Genomic DNA, 24,649 nt, shown 5'->3' with positions numbered 1-24,649 from the left:
TCGACCGCTTCAGCATCAACCAGATGACGGTGAAGCAGCTCCCCCTTCCCGAACTGGTCGCCGAATGCGTCCGTCTCGGCGTCCCCGGGATCGGCCTGTGGCGCGACCCGGTGAAGGAGTACGGCGTCGACGAGACCGCGGCCCTGATCCAGGAGGCGGGCCTGAAGGTCACCACCCTGTGCCGGGGCGGCTTCTTCACCGTCGACGGCTGGGAGGCCGACAACCGGGCGGCGATCGACGAGGCGGCGGCGCTCGGCACCGACACCCTCGTCCTGGTCTCCGGCGGCCTGCCCGCCGGCAGCCGCGACCTGCCCGGGGCCCGCGCGCGCATCGCCGACGCCATCGGCGTCCTCGCCCCCTACGCAGGCGAACGCGGGGTCCGGCTCGCCATCGAGCCCCTCCACCCCATGTACGCCTCCGACCGCTGCGCCGTCTCCACCCTGGACCAGGCCCTGGACATCGCGGAGCGCCACCCGGCGGACCAGGTCGGCGTCACCGTCGACACGTACCACCTCTGGTGGGACGAGAACGCCCCCGCCGCGGTCGAACGCGCCGCCGCCGGCGGCCGCGTCCACTCCTTCCAGCTCGCCGACTGGACGACCCCCCTCCCGGAAGGCGTCCTCAACGGCCGCGGCCAGCTCGGCACCGGCTCCATCGACCTCGCCTGGTGGTCGGCCCTCCTCGAACGGGTCGGCTACACCGGCCCGGTGGAAGTCGAACTCTTCAACGACGCGCTGTGGGCGAGGGACGGCGTCGAGGTCCTGGAGGAGACCCTGGAGGCCTTCCTGAAGGTCTGAGGCCCGAAGGGGTGCGGCCCTTCTTCCTGCCGGGGCCGGGAGGGGACCGGGGTGTGCGGCCCCGCCCGCCCGGCCCCGCTGTCGGCGGGCTTCGCTACGGTCGGGGCATGTCCAACGAGGGTCAGCCGTTCCGCCCCGCCGTCCTGGAGGGCGTGCTGGAGAGGATCACGTACGCCAACGAGGAGAGCGGCTACACGGTCGCCCGGGTCGACACCGGGCGGGGCGCGGGGGAGCTGCTCACCGTCGTGGGCGCGCTGCTCGGCGCGCAGCCGGGGGAGTCGCTGCGGATGGAGGGGCGCTGGGGGTCGCACCCGCAGTACGGCCGGCAGTTCCAGGTGGACAACTACACGACCGTGCTGCCCGCCACCATCCAGGGCATCCGGCGGTATCTCGGTTCCGGCCTGGTGAAGGGGATCGGCCCGGTCTTCGCCGATCGCATCACCACCCATTTCGGCCTGGCGACCCTCGACGTCCTGGAGGAGGAGCCGGGCCGGCTGATCGAGGTCCCCGGTCTGGGGCCGAAGCGGACCAAGAAGATCACCGACGCCTGGGAGGAGCAGAAGGCCATCAAGGAGGTGATGGTCTTCCTCCAGACCGTCGGCGTCTCCACCTCCATCGCGGTCCGCATCTACAAGCAGTACGGCGACGCCTCGATCTCCGTCGTCCGCGAGGAGCCCTACCGGCTGGCCGCCGACGTCTGGGGCATCGGCTTCCTGACCGCCGACCGGATCGCCCAGTCCGTCGGCATCCCGCACGACAGCCCCGAGCGGGTGAAGGCCGGCCTTCAGTACGCCCTGTCCCAGTCCGCCGACCAGGGACACTGCTTCCTCCCCGAGGAGCGGCTGATCGCCGACGCGGTGAAGCTGCTCCAGGTGGACACCGGGCTCGTCATCGAGTGTCTGGCCGAGCTCGCCGAGGACCCCGAGGGAGTCGTCAGGGAGCCGGTGCCCGGCCCGGAGGGGGAGCCGGTCACGGCCGTCTACCTGATCCCGTTCCACCGCGCGGAGCTCTCCCTCGCCGGGCAGCTGCGGCGCCTGCTGCGGGCCCCGGAGGACCGCATGCCGGCCTTCCGGGACGTGCCCTGGGACAAGGCGCTGGCCTGGCTCGCGGAGCGGACCGGGGCCACCCTGGCGCCCGAGCAGGAGCAGGCCGTCCGGCTGGCGCTGACCGAGAAGGTCGCGGTGCTCACCGGCGGCCCCGGCTGCGGCAAGTCGTTCACGGTCCGTTCCGTGGTGGAGCTGGCCCGGGCCAAGAAGGCGAAGGTGGTCCTCGCGGCGCCGACCGGCCGTGCCGCCAAGCGGCTCGCCGAGCTGACCGGAGCGGAGGCCTCCACCGTCCACCGGCTGCTCGAACTGAAGCCGGGCGGGGACGCCGCGTACGACCGGGACCGGCCGCTCGACGCGGACCTCGTGGTGGTCGACGAGGCGTCCATGCTCGATCTGCTGCTGGCGAACAAGCTGGTCAAGGCGGTGGCGCCGGGCGCCCATCTGCTGCTCGTGGGAGACGTGGACCAGCTGCCGTCGGTCGGCGCGGGCGAGGTGCTCGCCGACCTGCTGGCCCCGGGTAGCCCGGTCCCCGCCGTCCGGCTGACCAGGATCTTCCGCCAGGCCCAGCAGTCCGGCGTGGTCACCAACGCGCACCGGATCAACGAGGGGCTCCCGCCGGCAACAACCGGACTGCCGGACTTCTTCCTCTTCGCGGAGGAGGAGACGGAGGACGCGGCCCGGGTCGCCGTCGAGGTCGCGGCCCGGCGTATTCCGGCCAGATTCGGACTGGACCCGCGCCGGGATGTACAGGTTTTGGCACCCATGCACCGGGGACCGGCCGGCGCGGGCGCGCTGAACGGACTGCTCCAGCAGATGATCACCCCAGCCCGGCCGGACGTCCCGGAGAAGCGGTTCGGCGGCCGGGTCTTCCGGGTCGGGGACAAAGTGACCCAGATCAGGAACAACTACGAGAAGGGGGCGAACGGCGTCTTCAACGGTACGGTCGGAGTGGTGACGGCGCTGGATCCCGTGGAGCAGCGGCTCACCGTCCGGACGGACGAGGACGAGGAGGTGCCGTACGGCTTCGACGAGCTGGACGAGCTGTCCCACGCGTACGCGGTCACCATCCACCGTTCGCAGGGCAGTGAGTATCCGGCCGTGGTGATCCCGGTCACCATGAGTGCATGGATGATGCTCCAGCGGAACCTGCTCTACACCGCCGTCACCCGGGCCCGGAAGCTCGTCGTGCTGGTCGGTTCGCGCCGCGCGATCGCCCAGGCGGTGCGTACGGTCTCGGCCGGCCGGCGCTTTACCGCACTGGCCCACCGGCTCACAGGGGGCGCCCCCGTGTGAAAGATCACGGAGGACTTCCGGAACCGGGGCGAAGGGGGCAGGATGAGCAGGTTGGCGGCACTGAGTGCCGCCGATTGGCCCAATGGCGACCCCGAGTGCACTCTCCTGAGCCAAGTGGGGGATGGTAGAGACAGTCAGGGCACCTCGAAGAAGAGGCACTACGTCGGTGAGGGATGACGTGAGCGACAACTCTGTAGTACTGCGGTACGCGGACGGTGAATACACCTACCCGGTGGTCGAGAGCACCGTCGGCGACAAGGGCTTCGACATCGGAAAGCTGCGAGCCCAGACCGGTCTGGTCACCCTGGACAGTGGATATGGCAACACCGCCGCCTACAAATCCGCGATCACCTATCTCGATGGTGAGCAGGGCATCCTGCGGTACCGCGGCTACCCCATCGAGCAGCTGGCCGAGCAGTCCACCTTCCTGGAGGTGGCCTACCTGCTGATCAACGGCGAGCTGCCGAAGGGCGAGGAGCTCGCCACCTTCCAGAACGAGATCACCCAGCACACGCTGGTCCACGAGGACGTCAAGAACTTCTTCCGCGGCTTCCCGCGGGACGCCCACCCGATGGCGATGCTGTCGTCCGTGGTCTCGGCGCTGTCCACCTTCTACCAGGACAGCCACAACCCGTTCGACGAGACGCAGCGCCACCTGTCGACGATCCGGCTGCTCGCCAAGCTGCCGACGATCGCGGCGTACGCGTACAAGAAGTCGATCGGCCACCCGTTCGTCTACCCGCGCAACGACCTCGGCTACGTCGAGAACTTCCTGCGGATGACGTTCTCGGTGCCGGCGCAGGAGTACGACCTGGACCCGGTCGTCGTCTCCGCGCTCGACAAGCTCCTCATCCTGCACGCGGACCACGAGCAGAACTGTTCGACGTCCACCGTGCGTCTGGTCGGCTCCTCGCAGGCGAACATGTTCGCCTCGATCTCGGCCGGCATCTCCGCCCTCTGGGGCCCGCTGCACGGTGGCGCCAACCAGTCGGTCCTGGAGATGCTGGAGGGCATCCAGGCCAACGGCGGCGACGTCGACTCCTTCATCCGCAAGGTGAAGAACAAGGAGGACGGCGTCCGCCTGATGGGCTTCGGCCACCGGGTGTACAAGTCCTTCGACCCGCGCGCCAAGATCATCAAGGCGGCGGCGCACGACGTCCTCTCGGCGCTCGGCAAGTCCGACGAGCTCCTGGACATCGCGCTGAAGCTGGAGGAGCACGCGCTCTCCGACGACTACTTCGTCTCGCGCAACCTCTACCCGAACGTGGACTTCTACACGGGCCTCATCTACCGCGCGATGGGCTTCCCGACCGAGATGTTCACCGTGCTCTTCGCGCTCGGCCGCCTTCCCGGCTGGATCGCCCAGTGGCACGAGATGATCAAGGAGCCGGGTTCCCGCATCGGTCGCCCGCGCCAGATCTACACCGGTGAGGTCCTCCGCGACTTCGTCCCGGTCGACGAGCGCTGAGCCGACCCCGCACAGGTCGGCTGAGAGGCCTCTCGGAGGCCGACGGCAGGACGTACAGAAGCGCCCCGCTCCCCGATCCCCCCACGGGTCGGCGAGCGGGGCGCTTCTCATATTCCCGGAGCGGATTCCCCCCACGGGATCCGGGCCGGGCGTCGTGCGCGCGGTCTGCCGGGGTACGTACGGGAGGGCCGCTCAAAGCTCCCCGGTGCACGTGCCCCGGCCGCGCTTGCCTGCCGGGACGTCCCCCAAGACCTCCCGGCGAACGTCCCCCAAGACGTTCTGGCATTCGCCCACTTAGACTCGCGAACAGCCCAGATGGTTACCCCCCAATATCTGTGATCTAGGTCTCTTTGTGAAGGACTTGTGCGTCACGTGTAGGTGAAATCAACGGAACCGCCGCAGGCGCAGGCTGTTGGAGACGACGAAGACGGACGAAAAGGCCATGGTCAGCCCCGCGATCATCGGGTTGAGCAGTCCGGCCGCGGCGAGCGGCAGCGCGGCCACGTTGTAGCCGAAGGCCCACGCCAGGTTCCCCTTGATCGTCGCCAGCGTCCGGCGGGCGAGCCGGATCGCGTCGGCGGCGACCCGAAGGTCCCCACGGACCAGGGTGAGGTCGCTCGCCTCGATGGCCGCGTCCGCCCCGGTGCCCATCGCGAGCCCCAGATCGGCCGTGGCGAGCGCCGCCGCGTCGTTCACGCCGTCGCCGACCATCGCGACCGTACGTCCCTCCTCCTGGAGCCGGCGGACCACGCCCGCCTTCTCCTCCGGCAGCACCTCGGCGATCACCTCGTCGATGCCGACCTCGGCGGCCACGGCCTCCGCGACGGCCCGGTGGTCACCGGTGAGCAGCACCGGTCGCAGCCCGAGGCCGCGGAGCCGGGCGACGGCCTCGGCGCTGGTGTCCTTGACGGCGTCGGCGACGGTCAGGGAGCCGCAGAAGACCCCGTCCCGGGCGACGAACACGGCCCCGGCGGACACGCCGTCCGGCACGGCCACGTCCTCGGCGGCGAGCAGCGCGGCCCGCCCGGCGAGGACGAGCCGGCCGTCGACGGAGCCGCGGACGCCGAGCCCCGGCACGTTCTCGAAGCCCTCGGGGGCCGGCAGCTCGCCGACGGGGATCCCGAGGCGCTCGGCGGCTCCGGCGGCGACGGCCCGGGCCACCGGGTGCTCGGAGGCGTGCTCCAGGGCGCCGGCGAGCCGCAGCAGCTCCCGTTCCTCGGTCCCGGCGGCGGGGCGGACGCCGGTGAGGGTCATCCGGCCGGTGGTGACGGTGCCGGTCTTGTCGAGGACGACGGTGTCGACCTTGCGGGTGGACTCCAGGACCTCGGGCCCCTTGATGAGGATGCCGAGCTGGGCGCCCCGTCCGGTGCCGACGAGCAGCGCGGTCGGCGTGGCGAGGCCGAGGGCGCAGGGGCAGGCGATGATCAGGACGGCGACGGCGGCGGTGAACGCGGCGGTCCCGCCGGCCCCGGAGCCGAGCCAGAAGCCGAGGGTGGCCAGGGCGATCAGCAGGACGGCGGGGACGAAGACGGCGGAGATCCGGTCGGCGAGCCGCTGAGCCTCGGCCTTGCCGCTCTGCGCCTCCTCGACGAGCTTCGCCATCCGGGCGAGCCGCGTCTGGGCGCCGACCCGGCCGGCCCGGACGACGAGCCGCCCGGAGACGTTGACGCAGCCGCCGGTGACGGCGGAGCCGGCGGTGACGTCGACGGGCAGGGACTCGCCGGTGAGCAGGGAGGTGTCGACGGCGGAGGCACCCTCGGCGACGGTGCCGTCGGTGGCGATCCGCTCCCCGGGGCGTACGACGAAGAGCTCGCCGGTCCGCAGGTCGGCCACCGGCACCCGCACCTCCCCGCCGTCCCTGAGGACGGCGACGTCCTTGGCGCCGAGCTCCATGAGGGCCCGCAGGGCGGCGCCGGCCTTGCGCTTGGCGCGGGCCTCCAGGTAGCGGCCGAGCAGGATGAAGGTGACGACCCCCGCGGCCACCTCCAGGTAGATCGCGGAGGAGCCGTCGGAGCGGTCGGCGGTGAGGTCGAAGCCGTGGCGCATCCCGGGCAGGCCGGCGTCGCCGAGGAAGAGCGCCCAGAGGGACCAGCCGTAGGCGGCGAGGGTGCCGACCGAGACGAGGGTGTCCATGGTGGCGGCGCCGTGCCGGAGATTGGTCCAGGCGGCCCGGTGGAAGGGCAGGCCGCCCCAGACGACCACGGGGGAGGCGAGAGTGAGGGAGAGCCACTGCCAGCCGTCGAACTGGAGGGCGGGGACCATGGCGAGCAGCACGACGGGGGCGGCGAGGACGGCGGAGACGACGAGGCGCCGGCGGAGCGCGTCGAGCTCGGGGTCGGCGGCGCCGCCCTCCTCCGGGTTCTCGGGCTCCGGCGGCGCGGGTTCCTCGGCGGTGTAGCCGGTCTTCACCACGGTGGCGATGAGCGCGTCGACGCCGATGTCGGGCGCGTGCTCGACGTGGGCCTTCTCGGTGGCGTAGTTGACGGTCGCGGTGACGCCGTCCATCCGGTTGAGCTTCTTCTCGACGCGGGCCGCGCAGGAGGCGCAGGTCATTCCGCCGATGGTCAGCTCGGTGACGGTGACGTCGGGGGCGGTGCTGGTCATGTGCGGTTCCAGAAAGAGGAGCAGGGCCGTACCCGTAACGGTACGGCCCTGCTCCGACAGCGGTGCGGCGTGTGGTCAGACCAGCTCGTAGCCGGCCTCGTCGACGGCGGCGGCGACGGCCTCGCGGTCGAGCGGGGCGCTGGAGACCACGGTGACCTCGCCGGTCTTGGCGACGGCCGTGACGGAGGAGACGCCGGGGATCTCGGAGATCTCGCCGGACACGGCGCCCTCGCAGTGGCCGCAGGTCATGCCCTTGACCTGGTAGACGGTGGTCAGTTCGGTCTGCGTCTCGGCGGCCATGACGTTCTCCTCTTCGGTTCGGGGCCTTACGTGCCTGATGTTATACCCCTAGGGGGTATAACATCCAGTCGTGTCACGGGCCGGGTCCGCGGCCCGCCCGGGAATCGGGACGGGAATCGGGGTGGGGGTCGGGCCGCGTCAGCGAGCGCAGCCATGCCAGTCCCACCAGTGTCACCAGTACCAGGCCACCCACCGAGAAGAGGGTGAAGAGGTGCTCCTGCCGGGCCGTGGGCTCCGGGAGGTACCCCTGGGCGAAGAGCGAGCGGTCCAGGTCCGTGGTGGTCAGCCGGAGGACGAGCCAGAGTGCGATCCCGTGCATGGAGTCCCAGAGCGCGTGCAGCGCCGCCACCCCCAGGTAGGCGCCGACGACCGGGCCGGCGAGGCGGAAGCGGCCGTCCGGGCGGCGGAAGGAGAAGAGCACCGCGCCGGCGACGGCCGTCCACAGGCCGTGCCCGAACGGGGCGAGCAGGCCGCGGAGGATCTCCGTCTCCAGGAGCGAGCGCAGGTCGATGCCGTCGATGGTGACGGCGGCGTTGAAGGCGTACCCCGCGCTCTCGAAGGCGGCGAAGCCGAAGCCGACCGTCCCGCCGAGGACCAGGCCGGCCCGCCGGCCCCGCAGTCGCGGCCGGTGGCGGACCACGAACATCAGGGCGGCGAGCTTCACGGCCTCCTCGATCAGCCCCACCCCGAGGAACATCCACAGGGACGGGTGGAGCAGGTAGTACTCCATGACGGAGGCGCCGAGCACGCCGAGGACGCCGCCGGTGACGAAGCAGCCGAGGATCACCGGGAGCCCGAGGTCGGCGCCGTGCCGCTCGTACGCCCACAGCACGAAGACGCCCGGCACCAGGAAGCTGCCCAGCAGGATCAGCGTGGGCAGCAGGGTGGTGTTGGCGGTGGCGTAGGTGACCACGGCCGTCAGGACCCACAGGGCCAGGCCACCCCCCAGGCACCGCTTCCACAGGCCGGGGCGCGGCCCGAGGGGCTCGGGCGGGGAGGGGGGTGGGGGAGGGGGCTGGGTCGTGGGCCGGTGGTCGTACATCCGCGGGCCTCCAAGTCCCTCCGCCGACGGGGCATCTGACCGGAGCTTATGGTAGATACCCGATATGTCGCATTCGGGGAGCACGCTCGTCCTGATCATGGTGATCGCCGTCCTGGCACCCCTGCTGGCGTACGGGGTGGGGCGCCGCGTCCCCGTGCCGCTCGCCGTCTTCGAGATCCTCCTCGGCATCGTCATCGGCCCCGACGTCCTCGACTGGGCCCACTCCGACGCGCTGATCGACGGCCTCTCGGAGCTCGGCCTCACCATGCTGATCTTCCTGGCCGGGTACGAGATCGAGTTCGGCAAGGTCCGCGGGGACACCCTCCGGCGCTCGGTGTGGGCGTGGCTCGTCGCGCTCGCCCTCGGCCTCGCCGCCGGCGTTCTGCTCGGCGGCGGGTACTCCACCGGCGTCTTCATCGGCGTCGCCCTCACCAGCACCGCGCTCGGCACCGTCCTGCCCGTGCTGCGGGACTCCGGCGGGCTGCGCGGCCGCTTCGGCTCGGTCGTCATGGCCTTCGGCGCGGTCGGCGAGTTCGGGCCCATCATCGCCATGGCGCTGCTGCTCAGCGGGCGGACCGCGGCCCAGTCCACCGTGCTCCTCGCGATCTTCGCCGCGCTCACCGCGCTCGCCGTCCGCTGGGCCCTGCGGCCCCGCCCGCCGTGGTTCGCCGCCGTCATCGCCAAGACCCTGCACACCAGCGGGCAGTTCGCGGTCCGCTTCGTCTTCCTGCTGCTCGCGCTGATGCTCGGGGCGTCGACGGCGCTCGGCCTCGACGTCCTGCTCGGCGCCTTCGCCGCCGGACTCATCACCCGGCTCGTCCTCGCCGGGGCCGCGCCCGAGGCCGGGCCGGAGATCCTGGCGAAGGTCGAGGGGGTCGGCTTCGGCTTCCTCGTGCCGGTCTTCTTCGTCGTCACCGGCATCGAGTTCGACCTGGACTCGCTGCTCTCCGGCGGCCGGGCGCTGCTCCTCCTGCCGGTCTTCCTGCTGCTCTTCCTGGTGGTGCGCGGCGCCCCGATGTGGTTCCTCGCCCCGCGCGACCTCGACCGGAAGGACCGGGGCGCGCTGGTCCTGTACGGCTCCACCGCGCTGCCGCTCGTCGTCGCCATCACCACCATCGGCCTGGACGACGAGGCGTTGTCGGCGGGCGAGGCGGCGGCGCTGGTGGGTGCCGGGATGGTCTCCGTCCTGGTCTTCCCGCTGCTCGCGCTGAAGGCGCGGGCGGGCCGGGACCGGGTGCCCGAGGAGGGCGAGGGGGAGGGGGAGCAGGTCAGCCGGGGTTCGGAGGCGTGGTGACCGCCGCGACCGCCGGCGCCTCGCCGAAGACCGGGGCGAGGTAGCGGAGCATCACCTTCTTCAGCTCGCCCACGGCCGCGTCCCGCACGGGTCCCTCGGGCGCGGCGACGATCAGCGCGAGACCGCCCTTGAAGACGGCGAAGGCCATGTCGGCGATCCGGTCGAGGTCGGCGGCGTCGAGCGGCGGGACGGCCCGCGCGCCGATCGTCTCGCGGACCTGGGAGAGCAGCGAGGCGTGCAGCTCGTCGTGCTCCTCGGCGATCCGGCCCGGGACGTCGGAGCCGTGCATCAGGGCGAGGAAGGCCGGGTTGAGGCAGTTGAACTCGATCATCGGATCGAGCACCGCGTCGATCAGCCGCGGCAGCGGCAGCGCCATGTTCGCCGGGGTGAAGACCTGGCCGTGGGTCTCGCGCATCTGCTGGATGAGGCGGCCGCCCAGCTCGACGGCGATCGCCTCCTTGTTCGGGAAGTACTGGTAGAGCGTGCCGGGCGAGACCTTGGCCTCGCGGGCGATCGCGTTGGTGCTGGTGGCCGTGTAGCCGTTGGCGCAGAACGCGTCGGCGGCGGCCTGGAGCAGCTGGGCGATGCGGCGTTCGCCGCGGGCCTGTCGGCGGCGCGGCTTCGGGTCCTCGGGCATGGCTGTCCCCAGTCCTCCTCGATACGCATTGACAAACACGAGAGGTCGCTCGCATTCTTTGGATACGCGAGCGATCACTCGTGTTTGCCAGTCTATGGCAATGGTCGGCCCTCGTGACCTGCCGGGAAGCGAGCACGAGGGCCAGGTGAAGGGGACACCGCGTCATGCCCGAAGTCAAGAAAGCGCCCGCCTCGGGGGGCGCCGGCCCGGCCCCAGCCGGAAGCCCGGCCAGGGGCGGTGGATGGACGCGGTTCGTGACCGCGCGGCCCCGGCTCACGCTGCTCGTCGCCCTGGTCCTCACCGCCCTCGCGGTCCTCGCGGGCGGCGGCGTCGCCGACCGGATGGGCAGCGGCGGCTGGGAGGACCCGGCCGCCGAGTCCACCTACGCCACCGAGGCCCTGGAGCGCGAGTTCCCGGGCTCCCAGCCCAATCTGCTGCTCCTCGTCGACGCCGGAAAGGCCGGGGTCGACGATCCGGCCGCGGCCGCCGAGGCCCGCCGGCTCACCGAGCGGCTCGCCGCCGAGCCCGGCGTCGAGGGCGTCGGCTCCTACTGGACCACCGGCTCGCCCGCGCTCCGCTCCGAGGACGGCACACGGGCCGTCGTCGCCGCCCGGATCTCCGGCGAGGAGACGGCCGCGGGGAAGGTCCTCGACCGGATCGCCCCGGAGTATCGCGGCACCCACGGCCCCGTCGAGGTCACCCTCGGCGGCGGCCTCGCCGTCCGCCACGAGATGCAGACGATCATCCAGGAGGACCTGCTGCGGGCCGAGCTGATCGCCCTGCCGCTCACCCTCGTCCTGCTCGTCATGGTCTTCGGCAGCGCCGTCGCCGCCCTCCTGCCCCTCGGCGTCGGCATCGTCGCCATCCTCGGGACGAACGCCGTGCTGCGCGGCATCACCGAGCTCACCGACGTCTCCGTCTTCGCACAGAACCTCACCACCGCGCTCGGCCTCGGCCTCGCCATCGACTACGCGCTCTTCGTCGTCCGCCGCTACCGCGAGGAGCTCGCCGCCGGAGCCGACCCGACCACCGCCGTCCGCACCACCCTGCGCACCGCCGGGCGGACCGTGCTCTTCTCCGCCCTCACCGTCGCCGTCTCGCTCGCCGCCATGCTCGTCTTCCCGCAGTACTTCCTGCGCTCCTTCGCCTACGCGGGCATCGCCGTCGTCCTGCTCGCCGCGGCCGCCGCCCTCACCCTGCTCCCCGCCGCCCTGGTGCTCCTCGGCCACCGGGTCGACGCCCTCGACCTGCGCCGGCTGTTCCGGCGCCGCCGCGCCGCCGCCGGGAAGGCCCCGGAGAGCGCCGGCTGGTCCCGGGCGGCCGGCCTGGTGATGCGCAGGGCCCCCGTCTTCGCCGTCCTCACCACCGCCGGCCTCGTCCTGCTCGGACTGCCCTTCCTCGGCGTGAGGTTCGGCACCGCCGACGACCGCCAGCTGCCCACCACCGCCACCTCCCGGATCGTCCAGGAGGAGCTGCGCGCCGACTTCCCCGGAGAGCCCGGCGGCGGCCTCACCGTCCTCGCCGAAGGCCCCGCCGCCGCCGCCGAGCACGCCGCCTACCGCGAGCGGATCGCCGGACTCGACGGCATCGTCCGCGTCGACGGCCCCGTCGTCTCCGGCACCGGCACCCACGCCTACTACAGCGTCGTCACCGAGGGGACCGCGGTAGGCGAGCAGGCCCAGCGGGCGGTCGGCGTCCTGCGCGCCCAGGAAGCCCCGTTCACCGCCTCCGTCACCGGACAGGCCGCCGTCCTCGTCGACTCCAAGGACGCCATCGGCGAGCGGCTGCCCTGGGCCGCCGGCATCATCGTCCTCGTCACCCTGCTGCTGGTCTTCCTGCTCACCGGCAGCGTCCTGATCCCGCTCCAGGCCGTGGTCCTCAACGCCCTCAGCCTCACCGCGATGTTCGGCGCCGTCGTCTGGGTCTTCCAGGACGGACACCTCTCCGGCCTCCTCGGCTTCACCGCCACCGGCGACATCGAGACCACACTGCCGGTCCTCATGTTCTGCGTCGCCTTCGGCCTCTCCATGGACTACGGCGTCTTCCTGCTCTCCCGCATCAAGGAGGAGTACGAAACCACCGGCGACCACGAGGGCGCCGTCCGCTTCGGCCTGGCCCGCACCGGCGGGCTCATCACCGCCGCCGCGGTCATCCTCGCCGTCGTCATGGTCGCCATCGGCACCTCGCGGGTCACCAACACCAAGATGCTCGGGCTCGGCGTCGCCCTCGCCGTCGTCATGGACGCCATGGTGGTCCGCAGCCTCCTCGTCCCCGCCGTCATGAAGCTGACCGGACGCCTCACCTGGTGGGCCCCCGGGCCGTTGCGCCGCTTCCACGACCGCTTCGGCATCAGCGAGTCCGGGCCGGTGCCCGGGCCGGAGCCCGGGAGCGCGAGTGGGAGCGCGGGAGGCGACCGGGAGGCGATACCCGAGCCCGTCGGCGCCCGGGGCTGAGACACGGCGCGGCGCCGCCCTCGGACTCCACCGGAGGACGGCGCCGCACACGGCCGGCCGGGATCAGTCGCGGCGCGCCCGGTTGCCGGGACGGCTGGCGACCCACGCCCGGACGGTGTCCGCGTACCAGTAGGGCTTGCCGGACTCCACGCGGTCCGGCGGCGGCAGCAGTCCGTGCTTCCGATAGGAGCGGACCGTGTCGGGCTGGACCCGGATGTGCGCGGCGATGTCCTTGTACGACCAGAGGCTTCTGTCCGTCATGCCTGTACCTCCCTCACGCCCCGTGCCGCGCAGCGATGGCGGGGGATGCCGTTCGGGGGCGCTGCGGGCGGTGGCGTCGGTGATCACCGATCCTGTGCCCGGTGTACGCCCCTTCCGGACGGGCCCGCCGCGGCTGTCGCGCGGCTGTGACACGGAGCCCGCGTAACGGAGACACCCGTGACGGAGGAGCGAAGGTCGTGACGGAAGTGACGCTTGGTCACAACGGCGCGTCGGCGTGCGGCCGCCGCCGGTCACACCCCGCAGGAGCGCAGGTAGCCGCGGGTGCGCAGGGCGATCGGGAAGGGGGCGTCCGGCTCGCACGGGTACATGTCCTGCTCCACGATGGCGAAGAGCTCCGTGCCCAGCGCCGCCGCGGCCGCCAGCACCGGCTCCAGGGCCGGCACCCCGGACGGCGGCTCGCACATCACGCCCCGCGCCACCGCCGGGCCGAACGGCAGCCCCTCGGCCCGCACCTCCGCGAGCACCGCCGGATCCACCTGCTTCAGATGGAGGTAGCCGATGCGCTCCCCGTAGGTCTCGATCAGCTTGACGCTGTCCCCGCCCGCGTACGCGTAGTGCCCGGTGTCCAGACAGAGCGCCACCGCCTCCGGATCGGTGGCGTCGAGGAAGCGGGTCACGCTCTCCTCGTCGTCGAGATGGGTGTCGGCGTGCGGGTGGACCACGATCCGCAGCCCGTACCGCTCCCGCACCTCCCGGCCCAGCCGCTCGGTCAGCGTGGTCAGCTGCCGCCACTGCTCCGGTGTCAGCACCCGGTCCTCCAGGACCTCCCCGCTCCTGTCATCCCGCCAGAAGGAGGGGATCACCACCAGATGCCCGGCCCCCATGGCCTGCGCCAGGGCCGCGTTCTCCGCGACGTGCGCCCACGTCCGCTCCCACACCGCGGGCCCGTGGTGCAGCCCGGTGAAGACCGTCCCCGCCGACACCCGCAGTCCGCGCCGGGAGGTCTCCTCGGCGAGCAGCGCCGGATCGGTGGGCAGATAGCCGTACGGCCCCAGCTCGATCCACTCGTAGCCGGCCCCCGCCACCTCGTCGAGGAACCGCTGCCACGGGACCTGGCGGGGATCGTCGGGGAACCACACACCCCAGGAGTCCGGGGCGGATCCGATCCGGATGCGGGAGGGCGACGGCGAAGGCGACGGCTTCCTCATGCCAGCCACCTTGACCGCGCCCCGGACGAGCGTCAAGACAGCCGCCCGACCTGCCGAAGGACGTCCGAATGTCCGGACATGTCGTTGACACGCCTCCGGGCGGCGGTTAGACCTGGGAGGGACGCCGGAGTCGAGAGGTGGCACGGGTGGAGTCGGAGCCGTACGACCTGATCACCATGGGGCGGCTCGGCGTCGACCTGTATCCGCTCCAGAGCGGCGTCGGGCTCGACCGGGTGGAGACCTTCCGGCGCTTCCTCGGCGGCTCTCCGGCCAACGTGGCCGTCGCCGCCGCCCGCCTCGGCCGCCGCACCGCCCTCGTCAGCCGCACCGGTGCCGACGCCTTCGGCCACTACCTCCGGCGCGAGCTGAAGGAGTTCGGGGTGGACGGCCGCTGGGTCACCGAGGTGGCCGAGCACCCCACTCCCGTCACCTTCTGCGCCCTCTTCCCGCCCGACGACTTCCCGCTCACGTTCTACCGCCGTCCCAAGGCGCCCGACCTGGAGATCCACCCCCACGAGCTGGACCTCGACGCGATCCGCGCCGCCCGCGTCCTGTGGGCCACCGGCACCGGCCTCAGCGAGGAACCCAGCCGCTCCGCCACCCTCACCGCCCTGCGGGCCCGCTCCGGCCGCGCCCCCACCGTCCTCGACCTCGACTGGCGTCCCGCCTTCTGGCCCGACCCGGCCACCGCCCGCCCCCACTACACCGAGGCCCTGCGGCACGCCACCGTCGCCGTCGGCAACGCCGAGGAGTGCGAGGTCGCCACCGGGGAGCGCGATCCGGAGGCCGCCGCCCGCGCCCTGCTCCGCCTCCTCGCCCCCGTCCGGGCCGACGGCCCCGCACCCGTCCGGCTCGCCGTCGTCAAACGCGGCCCCGAGGGCGTCCTCGCCCTCGCCGCCGACGGGCGGCGCGCCGCCGTCCCGCCCCTGCCGGTGGAGGTCGTCAACGGCCTCGGCGCCGGCGACGCTTTCGGCGGCGCCCTCGTCGACGGCCTCCTCGCCGGCCTCCCGCTGGAGGAGACCCTGCGCCGGGCCGCCGCCGCGGGCTCCGTCGTCGCCGGCCGCCTCGGTTGCGCCCCCGCGATGCCGGATGCCGCCGAGATCGACCGCGCCCTCGCCGCGGGCTCCGGCACCCTCCCGCCGGAAGGCCCGCATCGGTGACCCCCGCGCACGACCCCCGCACCCGCCTCCTCCGCACCGAGGACCCCCGCACATGACCACGCCCGACCCGCTCCCCACGCCCGGCCCGCACCGCCTCCACCTGCCCGCGGGGGCCGCCGCCCGGGGGCCGTACACCCTCGACATCGACCCCGGGACCGCCGGATGGAGCCGTTCCGCGCTCCGGATCCTCGACCTGCCGCCCGGGGAGGAACACGCCTTCGACAGCGCGGATGCCGAATGGGTGGTGCTTCCCCTCGCCGGGGCCTGTACCGTGCGCGTCGACGGGGAGATTTTCGAACTCGGGGGCCGGGCAAGCGTGTTCGCCGCCGTGTCCGACTTCGTCTATGTACCGCGCGACGCCCACGCCCGGATCTCCTCCGGCGCGGGAGGCCGCTTCGCTTTGGCAGGAGCGAACTGCGAGCGACGACTCCCCGCCCGCTACGGCCCCGCGCCGGAGGTCCCCGTCGAGGACAGGGGAACCGGCGACCGCGCCCGCCGGGTACGGAACTTCGCGGCGGCCGACGCCTTCCCCTGCGACCGGCTGATCGCCGTCGAGGTGATCACCCCCGGCGGCCACTGGTCCTCCTACCCGCCGCACAAGCACGACGAGCACCGCCCCGGGACCGAAACCGTCCTGGAGGAGATCTACTACTACGAGATCGAGGACCCGCGCGGCTACGCCTACCAGCGGATCTCGCCCTCCCGGCCCGGCGGCGCCGATCTCCTCGCCGAGGTCCGGCACGGCGACGCCGTCCTCGTCCCCGACGGCTGGCACGGCCCCTCGATCGCCCAGCCCGGCCACGACCTCTACTACCTCAACGTCATGGCCGGACCCGAAACCGAACGGGAATGGAAGATCAGCTTCCACCCCGACCACACGGAGGGATACACGTGAGGCGCCTCACCGTCGCCCAGGCCCTCGTCCGCTTCCTCGCCGCCCAGTACACCGAACGCGACGGCGAACGGCACCGGCTGATCGCCGCCACCTGGGGCATCTTCGGACACGGCAACGTCGCCGGGATCGGCCAGGCGCTGATCGAGGAGGACGGCATGCCCTTCCACCAGGGCCGCAACGAGCAGGCCATGGTGCACGCCGCCGTCGGCTACGCCCGCCAGCGGAACCGGCTCTCCGCGCACGCCGTCACCACCTCCATCGGCCCCGGCGCCACCAACCTCGTCACCGGCGCCGCCCTCGCCACCGTCAACCACCTGCCGGTCCTGCTCCTGCCGGGCGACACCTTCGCCACCCGCCCCGCCGACCCCGTCCTCCAGCAACTCCAGGTGCCGGGCGCCGGCGACGTCTCCGTCAACGACTGCCTGCGGCCCGTCTCCCGCTCCTTCGACCGGATCGTCCGCCCCGAGGCCCTGATCCCGGCCGCCCTCGAAGCGATGCGGGTCCTCGCCGACCCGGCCGCCACCGGCGCCGTCACCCTCGCCCTCCCGCAGGACGTGCAGGCGGAGGCGTACGACTGGCCCGAGGAGTTCTTCGCCGAGCGGACCTGGCGGATCCGCAGGACGCGCCCCGACCGGGCCGAACTCGACGCCGCCGCGCGGGCGGTGCGCGAGGCCGCCCGCCCGCTGGTCGTTGCCGGCGGCGGGGTCCGCCACAGCGCCGCCGAGGACGCCCTGCGGGCCTTCGCCGAACGGGCCGGGCTGCCCGTCGCCACCACCCAGGCCGGCAAGGGCGTGCTCCCGCACGACCACCCGTGCGAGGTCGGCGGCCTCGGCCACACCGGCACCGCCACCGCGAACGACCTGGCCCGCGCCGCCGACCTGGTCATCGGCGTCGGCACCCGCTACACCGACTTCACGACCGCCTCCGGCACCCTCTTCGCCCCGGACGCCCGCTTCCTCAACCTCAACGTCACCGGCTTCGACGCCCACAAGCAGGCCGCCCCACTGCCGCTCGTCGCCGACGCCCGCGAAGGCCTCACCGCCCTCGCCGACGCCCTCGGCGACGCTCCGGCGCGGCCGGTGACCTGGTCCGCGGCCAAGGCCGACTGGGAAGCCCGCGTCACCGCCGCCTACGCCGTCCCCGACGAAGCCGCCCGCCCCACCCAGGCCCAGGTCCTCGGCCTCCTCGACACCCTGTGCGACACCACCGACATCCTGATCAACGCCGCCGGCTCCCTCCCCGGCGACCTCCACAAGCTCTGGCGCACCCGCTCCCGCGACCAGTACCACGTCGAGTACGGCTACTCCTGCATGGGCTACGAGATCCCCGCCGCGATCGGCGTCCTGCTCGCCGCCCCCGGGCGGCCCGTCTGGGCGCTCGTCGGCGACGGCACGTACCTGATGAACCCCACCGAGATCGTCACCGCCGTGCAGGAACGGCTCCCGCTGAAGCTGGTCCTCCTCCAGAACCACGGGTACGCCTCCATCGGCGGCCTCTCCGAGGCGGTCGGCGCCGAGCGGTACGGCACCGACTACCGCCTCCGCGCCGAGGACGGAGGCTTCACCGGCCCCCCGCTCCCCGTCGACCTCGGGGCCAACGCCGCCTCCCTCGGCATGCGCGTCCTCCGCCCCCGCACCATCCGTGACCTGCGGGAAGCCCTCGCCGACGCCCGGACCGCCACCGATCCCACATGTGTCTACATCGAGACCGAAACGGCAGACAGAGTGTCGGGCCCGCCCCCGGCCCAGGCGTGGTGGGATGTGCCCGTGGCCGAGATCTCGACCCGCCCGTCGGCGGTCAAGGCCCGCGAGGAGTACGACCGGCACGTCACCGCCCGACGCCGCCATCTCTGAAGCTCTGAAGGAGTACACGTCATGACGAAGAGCGTCCACCACTGGATCGGTGGCAAGACCGTCGAGGGCACGTCGGGCAACTGGGGCTCGGTGACCGACCCGGCCACCGGCGCGGTCACCACCCGGGTCGCCCTCGCCTCGGTGGAGGAGGTCGACGCGGCCGTCGCCGCCGCGAAGGACGCCTTCGCCACCTGGGGCACCTCCTCGCTGGCCCAGCGCACCACGATCCTCTTCAAGTTCCGCGCGCTGCTCGACGCCAACCGCGACGCCATCGCCGAGCTCATCGTCGCCGAGCACGGCAAGGTCCACTCCGACGCCCTCGGTGAGGTCGCCCGCGGCCTGGAGATCGTCGACCTGGCCTGCGGCATCACCACCCAGCTCAAGGGCGAGCTGTCCACCCAGGTGTCCCACCGCGTCGACGTCGCCTCGATCCGCCAGCCGGTCGGCGTCGTCGCCGGCATCACCCCGTTCAACTTCCCGGCCATGGTGCCGATGTGGATGTTCCCGATCGCCATCGCGACCGGCAACACCTTCGTCCTCAAGCCGAGCGAGAAGGACCCGTCCCCCTCCCTCAAGATCGCCGAGCTGCTCGCCGAGGCCGGTCTTCCGGACGGCGTCTTCAACGTCCTGCACGGCGACAAGGTGGCCGTCGACCGCCTCCTGGAGCACCCGGACGTGGCCGCGATCTCCTTCGTCGGCTCCACCCCGATCGCCCGTCACATCCACGCCACGGCCTCCGCCAACGGCAAGCGCGTCCAGGCGCTCGGCGGCGCCAAGAACCACATGCTGGTCCTCCCGGACGCCGACCTCGACGCCGCCGCCGACGCCGCCGTCTCCGCGGCGTACGGCTCCGCCGGCGAGCGCTGCATGGCGATCTCCGCGGTCGTCGCCGTCGGCGCCATCGGCGACGAGCTCGTCGAGAAGATCCGCGAGCGCGCCGAGAAGATCAAGATCGGCCCCGGCACCGACCCCACCTCCGAGATGGGCCCGCTCATCACGGCCGCCCACCGCGACAAGGTCGCGTCCTACGTGCACGGAGCCGAGGCCGAGGGCTGCACGGTCGTCCTCGACGGCACCGGCTACACCGTCGACGGCCACGAGAACGGCCACTGGATCGGCCTCTCCCTCCTCGACCACGTGCCCACCAGCGCCAAGGCCTACCAGGACGAGATCTTCGGCCCGGTCCTCTGCGTGCTCCGCGCCGAGACCTACGAGGAGGGCCTCGCCCTCATCAACGCCTCGCCGTTCGGCAACGGCACCGCGATCTTCACCCGCGACGGCGGCGCCGCCCGCCGCTTCCAGCTGGAGGTCGAGGCCGGCATGGTCGGCGTCAACGTGCCGATCCCGGTGCCGGTCGGCTACCACTCCTTCGGTGGCTGGAAGGACTCGCTCTTCGGCGACCACCACATCTACGGCAACGACGGCGTGCACTTCTACACCCGCGGCAAGGTCGTCACGACCCGCTGGCCCGACCCGGCCGACGCCCCCGCCGGCGTCGACCTGGGCTTCCCCCGCAACCACTGACCCCCGGGTCGTCCGACGGCCCTCGGGCGCGCACACCGCGCCCGGGGGCCGTCCCGCATGCCGCCGGGCGGGCCCCCGAAGGGGAGCCCGCCCGGAGCGATCGACCGACCGCAGGTCAGCCCACGTGCCAGCAGGTGGCTTCGAAGTCCGACACGTGGACGCTGCCGGCCGAGGCGTGGACGCCGCTGAGCCAGCAGCCCTCCACGTCACCGGCGTGCGCCGCCGCGGGGGAGGCGGCGATGAAGCCGACAGCGAGCAGACCGGCCAGAGCGATCGAAATACGCCGAAGCATGTTCTCTCCTTCGAGTGGGGGCCTTCGCCACGACTCTTCGGCACCGCCCGGCCGACCGCACGCCGGGAGACGCGATCGGGTGGGGGACCCCGCCGCCGAACACCCGCCCGGCGTACCGCGACCGCTGTACGCGGCCGCTCCGCGTACGCCTCCAGGAGGCCGCCGATCTCCGCCCCGGGACGCCGCCCGCGCACAGCCGGTCCGCTTACGCTCGGGGCCATGCGACTCCGACTTCCCCGGTGGGCCGCGGTCACCGCCGTCCTCGCCGTCCTCGCCGGCGCCGGCACCTGGACCGCCGCCGCCCTGGACGAACCCCCGCCCGTCCAGCGCGAGGACCGGCCCCTCACCCTCGACGGGGTGCGGATCGACACCTCGTACTTCGTCGCCGGTTCCGCCGGGCGCCGCCCCGCCGTGCTGCTCGCCCACGGCTTCGGCGGCTCCAAGGACGACGTCAGGGCCCACGCCGAACGCCTCGCCCGCGACGGGTACGCCGTCCTCACCTGGTCCGCGCGCGGCTTCGGCGCCTCCGGCGGGAAGATCGGCCTCAACGACCCGGCGCACGAGGTCGCGGACGTGCGGGGGCTCGTCGACTGGCTCGCCGACCGCCCCGAGGTCCTGCTCGACAAGGCGGGCGACCCGCGCGTCGGCGTCACCGGCGCCTCCTACGGCGGCGCGATCTCCCTCCTCGCCGCCGGGCACGACCCGCGCGTCGACGCCATCGCCCCTCAGATCACCTACTGGAACCTCGCCGACGCCCTCTTCCCCGGCGGCGTCTACAAGAAGCTGTGGTCCGGGATCCTGTTCTCCATGGGGGCCGACACCCGGGGCGACGCCTGCGGCCGCTTCGCCCCCGAGATCTGCGCCCTGAAGGAACGCGTCGCCGTCTCCGGCACGCCCGACGCCGAGGCCCGCGCCCTCCTGGAGGCCCGCAGCCCCTCCGCCGTCGGCGACCGCGTCAAGGTCCCCACCCTGATCGTCCAGGGCCAGACCGACTCCCTCTTCACCCTCGACCAGTCCGACGCCATGGCCCGCGCCCTCGCCGCCAACGGCGCCCCGGTCGCGGTCGACTGGGCCTCCGGCGGCCACGACGGCGGCGACCGCGAGACCGGGCGCGTCGAGGACCGGATCGGCGCCTGGTTCGGCCGCTGGCTGAAGCGGGACGCCTCCGTCGACACCGGCCCCGCCTTCCGGGTGAGCCGCACCGGCGGCGTCGACTCCACCGACGGCCGCGCCACCCTCCGGGCCGCCACCGCCGACCGCTACCCGGGCCTGCGCGAAGGCACCCGTGCCCTCGCCCTCACCGGCCCGCCGCAGCGCTTCGCCAACCCGGCCGGCGGCGCCCCGCCCGCCGTCTCCGCCGTGCCCGGTCTCGGCGGCGGCCTCGGCGGACTCTCCTCCTCCCTCGGCGTCGGCCTGGCCCTCGACTTCCCCGGCCAGCACGCCCGCTTCGACACCGCTCCGGTGACCGCACCGCTGCGGATCACCGGCACCCCGACCGCCCGGGTCCGGGTCACCTCCACGGCCCCCGACGGCTCGGCCGTCCTCTTCGCCAAGGTGTACGACGTCGGGCCGGACGGGCGTCAGCAGGTGCTGCCCGCCCAGCTCGTCGCCCCCGTCCGGGTCGAGGACGCCGGGAAGGGCCGCTCCGTCGACCTCACGCTGCCCGCGATCGACCACGAGGTGGAGGCCGGCCACCGGCTCCGCCTGGTCGTCTCGGCGACCGACCTGGGCTACGCCTCCCCGGTCGCCACCGCCGGCTACACCGTCGCCGCCGAGGGCCCGCTCACCGTGCCCACCGCGCCGGGCGTCACCACCCGGGCCGTCGGCCTGCCCTGGTGGGTGTGGGGTCTGCCGCTCGTCGGCCTGGCCGTCGCCGCCGTCCTCCTCCTGACGGCCCGCCGCCGCACCGCGGGCCCGGCGCCGGACCCCGAACTCGCCGCCGTGCCCCTCCGGATCACCGGCCTGTCGAAGAAGTACAAGGGCGGCGAGCGGTACTCCGTCCGGGACCTCTCCTTCCAGGTGGAACAGGGCCAGGTCCTCGGTCTGCTCGGCCCCAACGGCGCCGGGAAGACCACCACCCTGCGCATGCTCATGGGCCTGATCACCCCCGACGAGGGCGAGATCCGGGTCTTCGGCCAGGCCGTCCGGCCCGGCGCCCCGGTCCTGTCCCGGGTCGGCGCCTTCGTCGAGGGCGCCGGCTTCCTGCCGCACCTCACCGGCCGGGAGAACCTGGAGCTGTACTGGAAGGCCACCGGCCGCCCCGCCGAGGACGCCCACCTCGACGAGGCCCTCCGCATCGCCAACCTCGGCGGCGCCCTCGAACGGGCCGTCCGCACCTACTCGCAGGGCATGCGGCAGCGCCTCGCCATCGCCCAGGCGATGCTCGGCCTGCCCGACCTCCTCATCCTCGACGAACCCACCAACGGCCTCGACCCGCCGCAGATCCGCGAGATGCGGGAGGTGATGATCCGGTACGCGGCGGGCGGCCGCACCGTCATCGTCTCCAGCCACCTCCTCGCAGAGGTCGAACAGTCCTGCACCCACCTCGTCGTCATGGACCGGGGGCAGCTGGTCCAGGCCGGGCCGGTCGCCGAGATCACCGGGGCGGGCGACATCCTCCTCGTCACCCTCGGCGAGCCGGTCACCGACGCGCTCGTCGAGAAGGTCGCCGCCCTGCCCGGCGTCGGCACGGCGGTCCGCACCGAGGGCGGCCTCCTCGTCGGCCTGACCCCGGCCGACGGCCCCGCCGACCCGACCGCGCTCATCGGCGAACTCGTCCGCCTGGACGTCCCGCTGACCGGGGTCGGCCCGCACCGACGCCTGGAGGACGCCTTCCTGACCCTGATCGGAGGATCCGCATGACCGCCACGGCCCCCGGCCCCGACGCGCTCGCCCCCGGCTACCGTCCCGGCCGCACCCTGCCGCTGCGCGTCGAGGCCCTGCGCCAGTGGAAGCGCCGCCGCACCCTGGTGATGGCGGGGGTGCTCGCCGCCCTGCCGCTCGTCCTGATCGTGGCCTTCGCCATCGGCGGCCCCGACGCCGACGACCGGGGCGGCCGGATCACCCTCATCGACACGGCCACCGCCTCGGGCGCCAACTTCGCGGCGACCTGCCTCTTCGTCTCTGCCGGTTTCCTCCTCGTCATCCCCGTGGCACTCTTCTGCGGCGACACCGTCGCCTCCGAGGCCGGCTGGTCCTCCCTCCGCTATCTGCTCGCCGCACCGGTGCCGCGGTCCCGGCTGCTCGCCGCCAAGCTGGCGGTGGCGCTCGGCTACAGCGCCGCCGCGCTCTTCCTCCTGCCGCTGCTCGCCCTCGCCGTGGGCACGGTCGCGTATGGCTGGGGCCCGCTCCAGCTCCCCACCGGCGGCTCGCTCCCGGCGGGGGAGTCCGTCCTGCGCCTGCTGATCGCCACCTCCTTCGTCCTGGTCTCCCAACTGGTCACCGCCGGCCTGGCCTTCTGGCTCTCCACCCGCACCGACGCCCCGCTCGGCGCGGTCGGCGGCGCGGTCGGCCTGACCATCGTCGGCAACGTCCTGGACGCGGTCACGGCGCTCGGCGACTGGCGCGACTTCCTGCCCGCGCACTGGCAGTTCGCCTGGATCGACGCCCTCCAGCCCCGCCTGGAGTGGGGCGGCATGGCCCAGGGAGCGGCGATCTCCGTCACCTACGCCCTGGTGCTCCTCGCGCTCGCCTTCCGGGGCTTCGCCCGGAAGGACATCGTGTCCTAGGGGGTGTCCCCCGGGGCCTGACCGGCCCGCTCGTACCGCGGTCTCACAACCACCCCCTCCGAGCCGCTTCCACTCCCGCGCGGAAGCGGCTCGTCGTTCCCAGGGCGGCCATCAGCTCGCCCACCCGCCGGCTGTACGTCCGCGCCGACATGCCGAGCCTGGCCGCGGCCGCCTCGTCCGTCAGCCCCGAGACCAGCGCCTCCAGGACGGGCCGCAGCAGCTCGGGCGGCCCGCCCGCCGGCCCGCCCGCCGGCCGGGGCGGCGGCAGGCGGACCAGCTCCTCCGCCGCCGCCCAGCAGGCCTGATGGGCCCGCACCAGCGCCTGCACCACCACCGGGTCCCGGATCAGCAGCAGGCCGTTGTACAGCAGCTCCAGGTCGAGCGGCACCGCCGCCACCGTCCGGTCCACCACGATCAGCTTGAACGGGATCGCGTCGGCGAACCGCGCCCGCCCCGGTATCCGCGGCCCGTCCTCCAGCCGGGGCAGCGCGTGCCGCGGCACGATCCGCCGCACCTCCCCGGCCCGCTCCGCCGCCGCGCGCATGCACGCTCCCGCCAGCTCCAGGAACGGCTCGGGGATCGCGCGCGACGCCGACGCCACCGGGTCGTCGAAGGTCAGCAGCTCGTGCCGGGTCGAGGCGGCCAGCCCGGCGAGCGCCGCGCTGATGCGCCGCGCACCCCGGACCGAGCGCCCCGCCGGCCGCTGTCCCTCGGCCGCGGCCCGGTTCATCGCCGAACGGGCGAGCATCACGGAGCCCGCGCTCTCTGCCACCGCTGACCACCCCCGCCGATCGATGTCCACTCCATGTACTCATGCGACTCCGTACGGTGAC

19 protein-coding genes are annotated in these 24,649 nt (G+C 73.4%); 11 read left to right on the top strand and 8 right to left on the bottom strand.

Annotation, left to right across the window (positions count from 1 at the left end):
- The first annotated feature begins 23 nt into the window (after window positions 1-23).
- From ACFZCF_RS04395 to ACFZCF_RS04385, 3 genes are all read left to right on the top strand, one after another.
- A complete protein-coding gene (locus tag ACFZCF_RS04395; RefSeq protein WP_388441181.1) occupies window positions 24-797 on the top strand; it encodes a sugar phosphate isomerase/epimerase family protein in 774 nt (257 codons plus the stop codon).
- A gap of 107 nt (window positions 798-904) precedes the next feature.
- Entirely contained in the window at window positions 905-3,136 is a 2,232-nt protein-coding gene (locus tag ACFZCF_RS04390; protein ID WP_388441177.1) for an ATP-dependent RecD-like DNA helicase, read from the top strand.
- A gap of 178 nt (window positions 3,137-3,314) precedes the next feature.
- Window positions 3,315-4,604 (top strand): citrate synthase, encoded by a 1,290-nt coding sequence (locus tag ACFZCF_RS04385; protein ID WP_169084579.1) that lies wholly within the window; start codon window positions 3,315-3,317, stop codon window positions 4,602-4,604.
- A 384-nt stretch (window positions 4,605-4,988) separates the two neighbouring features.
- On the opposite strand, the gene ACFZCF_RS04380 is transcribed toward ACFZCF_RS04385, so the two are convergent.
- From ACFZCF_RS04380 to ACFZCF_RS04370, 3 genes are all read right to left on the bottom strand, one after another.
- Window positions 4,989-7,208, bottom strand: a complete 2,220-nt coding sequence (locus ACFZCF_RS04380; RefSeq protein ID WP_391284535.1) for a heavy metal translocating P-type ATPase — start codon at window positions 7,206-7,208, stop codon at window positions 4,989-4,991.
- 75 nt (window positions 7,209-7,283) lie between these two features.
- Window positions 7,284-7,508 carry a heavy-metal-associated domain-containing protein gene (locus tag ACFZCF_RS04375; RefSeq protein ID WP_388441170.1) on the bottom strand — a complete coding sequence of 75 codons (225 nt, stop codon included), beginning with the start codon at window positions 7,506-7,508 and terminating at the stop codon, window positions 7,284-7,286.
- Between the two features lie 73 nt (window positions 7,509-7,581).
- Window positions 7,582-8,550, bottom strand: a complete 969-nt coding sequence (locus tag ACFZCF_RS04370) for a PrsW family glutamic-type intramembrane protease (RefSeq protein ID WP_391284532.1) — start codon at window positions 8,548-8,550, stop codon at window positions 7,582-7,584.
- A 64-nt stretch (window positions 8,551-8,614) separates the two neighbouring features.
- On the opposite strand from ACFZCF_RS04370, the gene ACFZCF_RS04365 reads away from it, so the two are divergent.
- Complete coding sequence (locus tag ACFZCF_RS04365; protein WP_391284530.1) at window positions 8,615-9,844, top strand: cation:proton antiporter; 1,230 nt, start codon at window positions 8,615-8,617, stop codon at window positions 9,842-9,844.
- Here ACFZCF_RS04365 and ACFZCF_RS04360 read toward each other — a convergent pair.
- Complete coding sequence (locus ACFZCF_RS04360) at window positions 9,819-10,481, bottom strand: TetR family transcriptional regulator (RefSeq protein WP_391284528.1); 663 nt, start codon at window positions 10,479-10,481, stop codon at window positions 9,819-9,821. The two genes, ACFZCF_RS04365 and ACFZCF_RS04360, sit on opposite strands and share 26 nt — an antisense overlap.
- A 164-nt stretch (window positions 10,482-10,645) precedes the next feature.
- Between ACFZCF_RS04360 and ACFZCF_RS04355 the strand changes: the two genes are divergently transcribed.
- A complete protein-coding gene (locus tag ACFZCF_RS04355; protein WP_391284527.1) occupies window positions 10,646-12,934 on the top strand; it encodes an MMPL family transporter in 2,289 nt (762 codons plus the stop codon).
- Window positions 12,935-12,997: 63 nt separating this feature from the next.
- Here ACFZCF_RS04355 and ACFZCF_RS04350 read toward each other — a convergent pair whose 3' ends face one another.
- A complete protein-coding gene (locus ACFZCF_RS04350) occupies window positions 12,998-13,195 on the bottom strand; it encodes a helix-turn-helix transcriptional regulator (protein WP_388441158.1) in 198 nt (65 codons plus the stop codon).
- A gap of 251 nt (window positions 13,196-13,446) precedes the next feature.
- On the bottom strand, window positions 13,447-14,364 hold the full coding sequence (locus ACFZCF_RS04345) for a sugar phosphate isomerase/epimerase family protein (RefSeq protein WP_388441155.1): 918 nt from the start codon (window positions 14,362-14,364) through the stop codon (window positions 13,447-13,449).
- A 146-nt stretch (window positions 14,365-14,510) separates the two neighbouring features.
- On the opposite strand from ACFZCF_RS04345, the gene iolC reads away from it, so the two are divergent.
- From iolC to ACFZCF_RS04325, 4 genes are read left to right on the top strand one after another with little or no spacing between them, the layout of a single operon-like run.
- Window positions 14,511-15,524, top strand: a complete 1,014-nt coding sequence (gene iolC, locus ACFZCF_RS04340) for a 5-dehydro-2-deoxygluconokinase (protein WP_391284525.1) — start codon at window positions 14,511-14,513, stop codon at window positions 15,522-15,524.
- A gap of 52 nt (window positions 15,525-15,576) precedes the next feature.
- Window positions 15,577-16,419 (top strand): 5-deoxy-glucuronate isomerase, encoded by an 843-nt coding sequence (gene iolB / locus ACFZCF_RS04335; RefSeq protein ID WP_391284523.1) that lies wholly within the window; start codon window positions 15,577-15,579, stop codon window positions 16,417-16,419.
- A complete protein-coding gene (gene iolD / locus ACFZCF_RS04330) occupies window positions 16,374-18,272 on the top strand; it encodes a 3D-(3,5/4)-trihydroxycyclohexane-1,2-dione acylhydrolase (decyclizing) (RefSeq protein WP_391284522.1) in 1,899 nt (632 codons plus the stop codon). The genes iolB and iolD overlap by 46 nt, the downstream gene beginning before the upstream one ends.
- Window positions 18,273-18,293: 21 nt before the next feature.
- A complete protein-coding gene (locus tag ACFZCF_RS04325) occupies window positions 18,294-19,796 on the top strand; it encodes a CoA-acylating methylmalonate-semialdehyde dehydrogenase (protein ID WP_391284521.1) in 1,503 nt (500 codons plus the stop codon).
- Between the two features lie 115 nt (window positions 19,797-19,911).
- Here the strand turns inward: ACFZCF_RS04325 and ACFZCF_RS04320 are convergent, their stop codons facing one another.
- A complete protein-coding gene (locus ACFZCF_RS04320; RefSeq protein ID WP_388441140.1) occupies window positions 19,912-20,088 on the bottom strand; it encodes a hypothetical protein in 177 nt (58 codons plus the stop codon).
- A 219-nt stretch (window positions 20,089-20,307) separates the two neighbouring features.
- On the opposite strand from ACFZCF_RS04320, the gene ACFZCF_RS04315 reads away from it, so the two are divergent.
- Window positions 20,308-22,950: an alpha/beta fold hydrolase gene (locus ACFZCF_RS04315; protein ID WP_391284519.1), complete on the top strand. Its 2,643-nt coding sequence runs from the start codon at window positions 20,308-20,310 to the stop codon at window positions 22,948-22,950.
- Window positions 22,947-23,816, top strand: coding sequence for an ABC transporter permease (locus tag ACFZCF_RS04310; protein ID WP_391284517.1), 870 nt, complete (start codon window positions 22,947-22,949; stop codon window positions 23,814-23,816). The genes ACFZCF_RS04315 and ACFZCF_RS04310 overlap by 4 nt, the downstream gene beginning before the upstream one ends.
- Window positions 23,817-23,859: 43 nt before the next feature.
- Here the strand turns inward: ACFZCF_RS04310 and ACFZCF_RS04305 are convergent, their stop codons facing one another.
- Complete coding sequence (locus ACFZCF_RS04305; protein WP_391284515.1) at window positions 23,860-24,588, bottom strand: DNA-binding response regulator; 729 nt, start codon at window positions 24,586-24,588, stop codon at window positions 23,860-23,862.
- Window positions 24,589-24,649 lie beyond the last annotated feature (61 nt).

Source organism: Streptomyces sp. NPDC007945, from assembly GCF_042958885.1.
GTDB lineage: Bacteria > Actinomycetota > Actinomycetes > Streptomycetales > Streptomycetaceae > Streptomyces.
This window is presented reverse-complemented; position numbering and strand designations above follow the sequence as displayed.

Excerpts from the sequence above, each read along its gene's own strand:
- ACFZCF_RS04395 (WP_388441181.1), top strand. The coding sequence starts at position 24 with ATGACGGTGAAGCAGCTCCCCCTTCCCGAACTGGTCGCCGAATGCGTC.
- ACFZCF_RS04390 (WP_388441177.1), top strand. The coding sequence starts at position 905 with ATGTCCAACGAGGGTCAGCCGTTCCGCCCCGCCGTCCTGGAGGGCGTG.
- ACFZCF_RS04380 (WP_391284535.1), bottom strand. The coding sequence starts at position 7,208 with ATGACCAGCACCGCCCCCGACGTCACCGTCACCGAGCTGACCATCGGC.
- ACFZCF_RS04375 (WP_388441170.1), bottom strand. The coding sequence starts at position 7,508 with ATGGCCGCCGAGACGCAGACCGAACTGACCACCGTCTACCAGGTCAAG.
- ACFZCF_RS04370 (WP_391284532.1), bottom strand. The coding sequence starts at position 8,550 with ATGTACGACCACCGGCCCACGACCCAGCCCCCTCCCCCACCCCCCTCC.
- ACFZCF_RS04365 (WP_391284530.1), top strand. The coding sequence starts at position 8,615 with ATGTCGCATTCGGGGAGCACGCTCGTCCTGATCATGGTGATCGCCGTC.
- ACFZCF_RS04360 (WP_391284528.1), bottom strand. The coding sequence starts at position 10,481 with ATGCCCGAGGACCCGAAGCCGCGCCGCCGACAGGCCCGCGGCGAACGC.
- ACFZCF_RS04355 (WP_391284527.1), top strand. The coding sequence starts at position 10,646 with ATGCCCGAAGTCAAGAAAGCGCCCGCCTCGGGGGGCGCCGGCCCGGCC.
- ACFZCF_RS04350 (WP_388441158.1), bottom strand. The coding sequence starts at position 13,195 with ATGACGGACAGAAGCCTCTGGTCGTACAAGGACATCGCCGCGCACATC.
- ACFZCF_RS04345 (WP_388441155.1), bottom strand. The coding sequence starts at position 14,364 with ATGAGGAAGCCGTCGCCTTCGCCGTCGCCCTCCCGCATCCGGATCGGA.
- iolB (WP_391284523.1), top strand. The coding sequence starts at position 15,577 with ATGACCACGCCCGACCCGCTCCCCACGCCCGGCCCGCACCGCCTCCAC.
- iolD (WP_391284522.1), top strand. The coding sequence starts at position 16,374 with ATGGAAGATCAGCTTCCACCCCGACCACACGGAGGGATACACGTGAGG.
- ACFZCF_RS04325 (WP_391284521.1), top strand. The coding sequence starts at position 18,294 with ATGACGAAGAGCGTCCACCACTGGATCGGTGGCAAGACCGTCGAGGGC.
- ACFZCF_RS04320 (WP_388441140.1), bottom strand. The coding sequence starts at position 20,088 with ATGCTTCGGCGTATTTCGATCGCTCTGGCCGGTCTGCTCGCTGTCGGC.
- ACFZCF_RS04315 (WP_391284519.1), top strand. The coding sequence starts at position 20,308 with ATGCGACTCCGACTTCCCCGGTGGGCCGCGGTCACCGCCGTCCTCGCC.
- ACFZCF_RS04310 (WP_391284517.1), top strand. The coding sequence starts at position 22,947 with ATGACCGCCACGGCCCCCGGCCCCGACGCGCTCGCCCCCGGCTACCGT.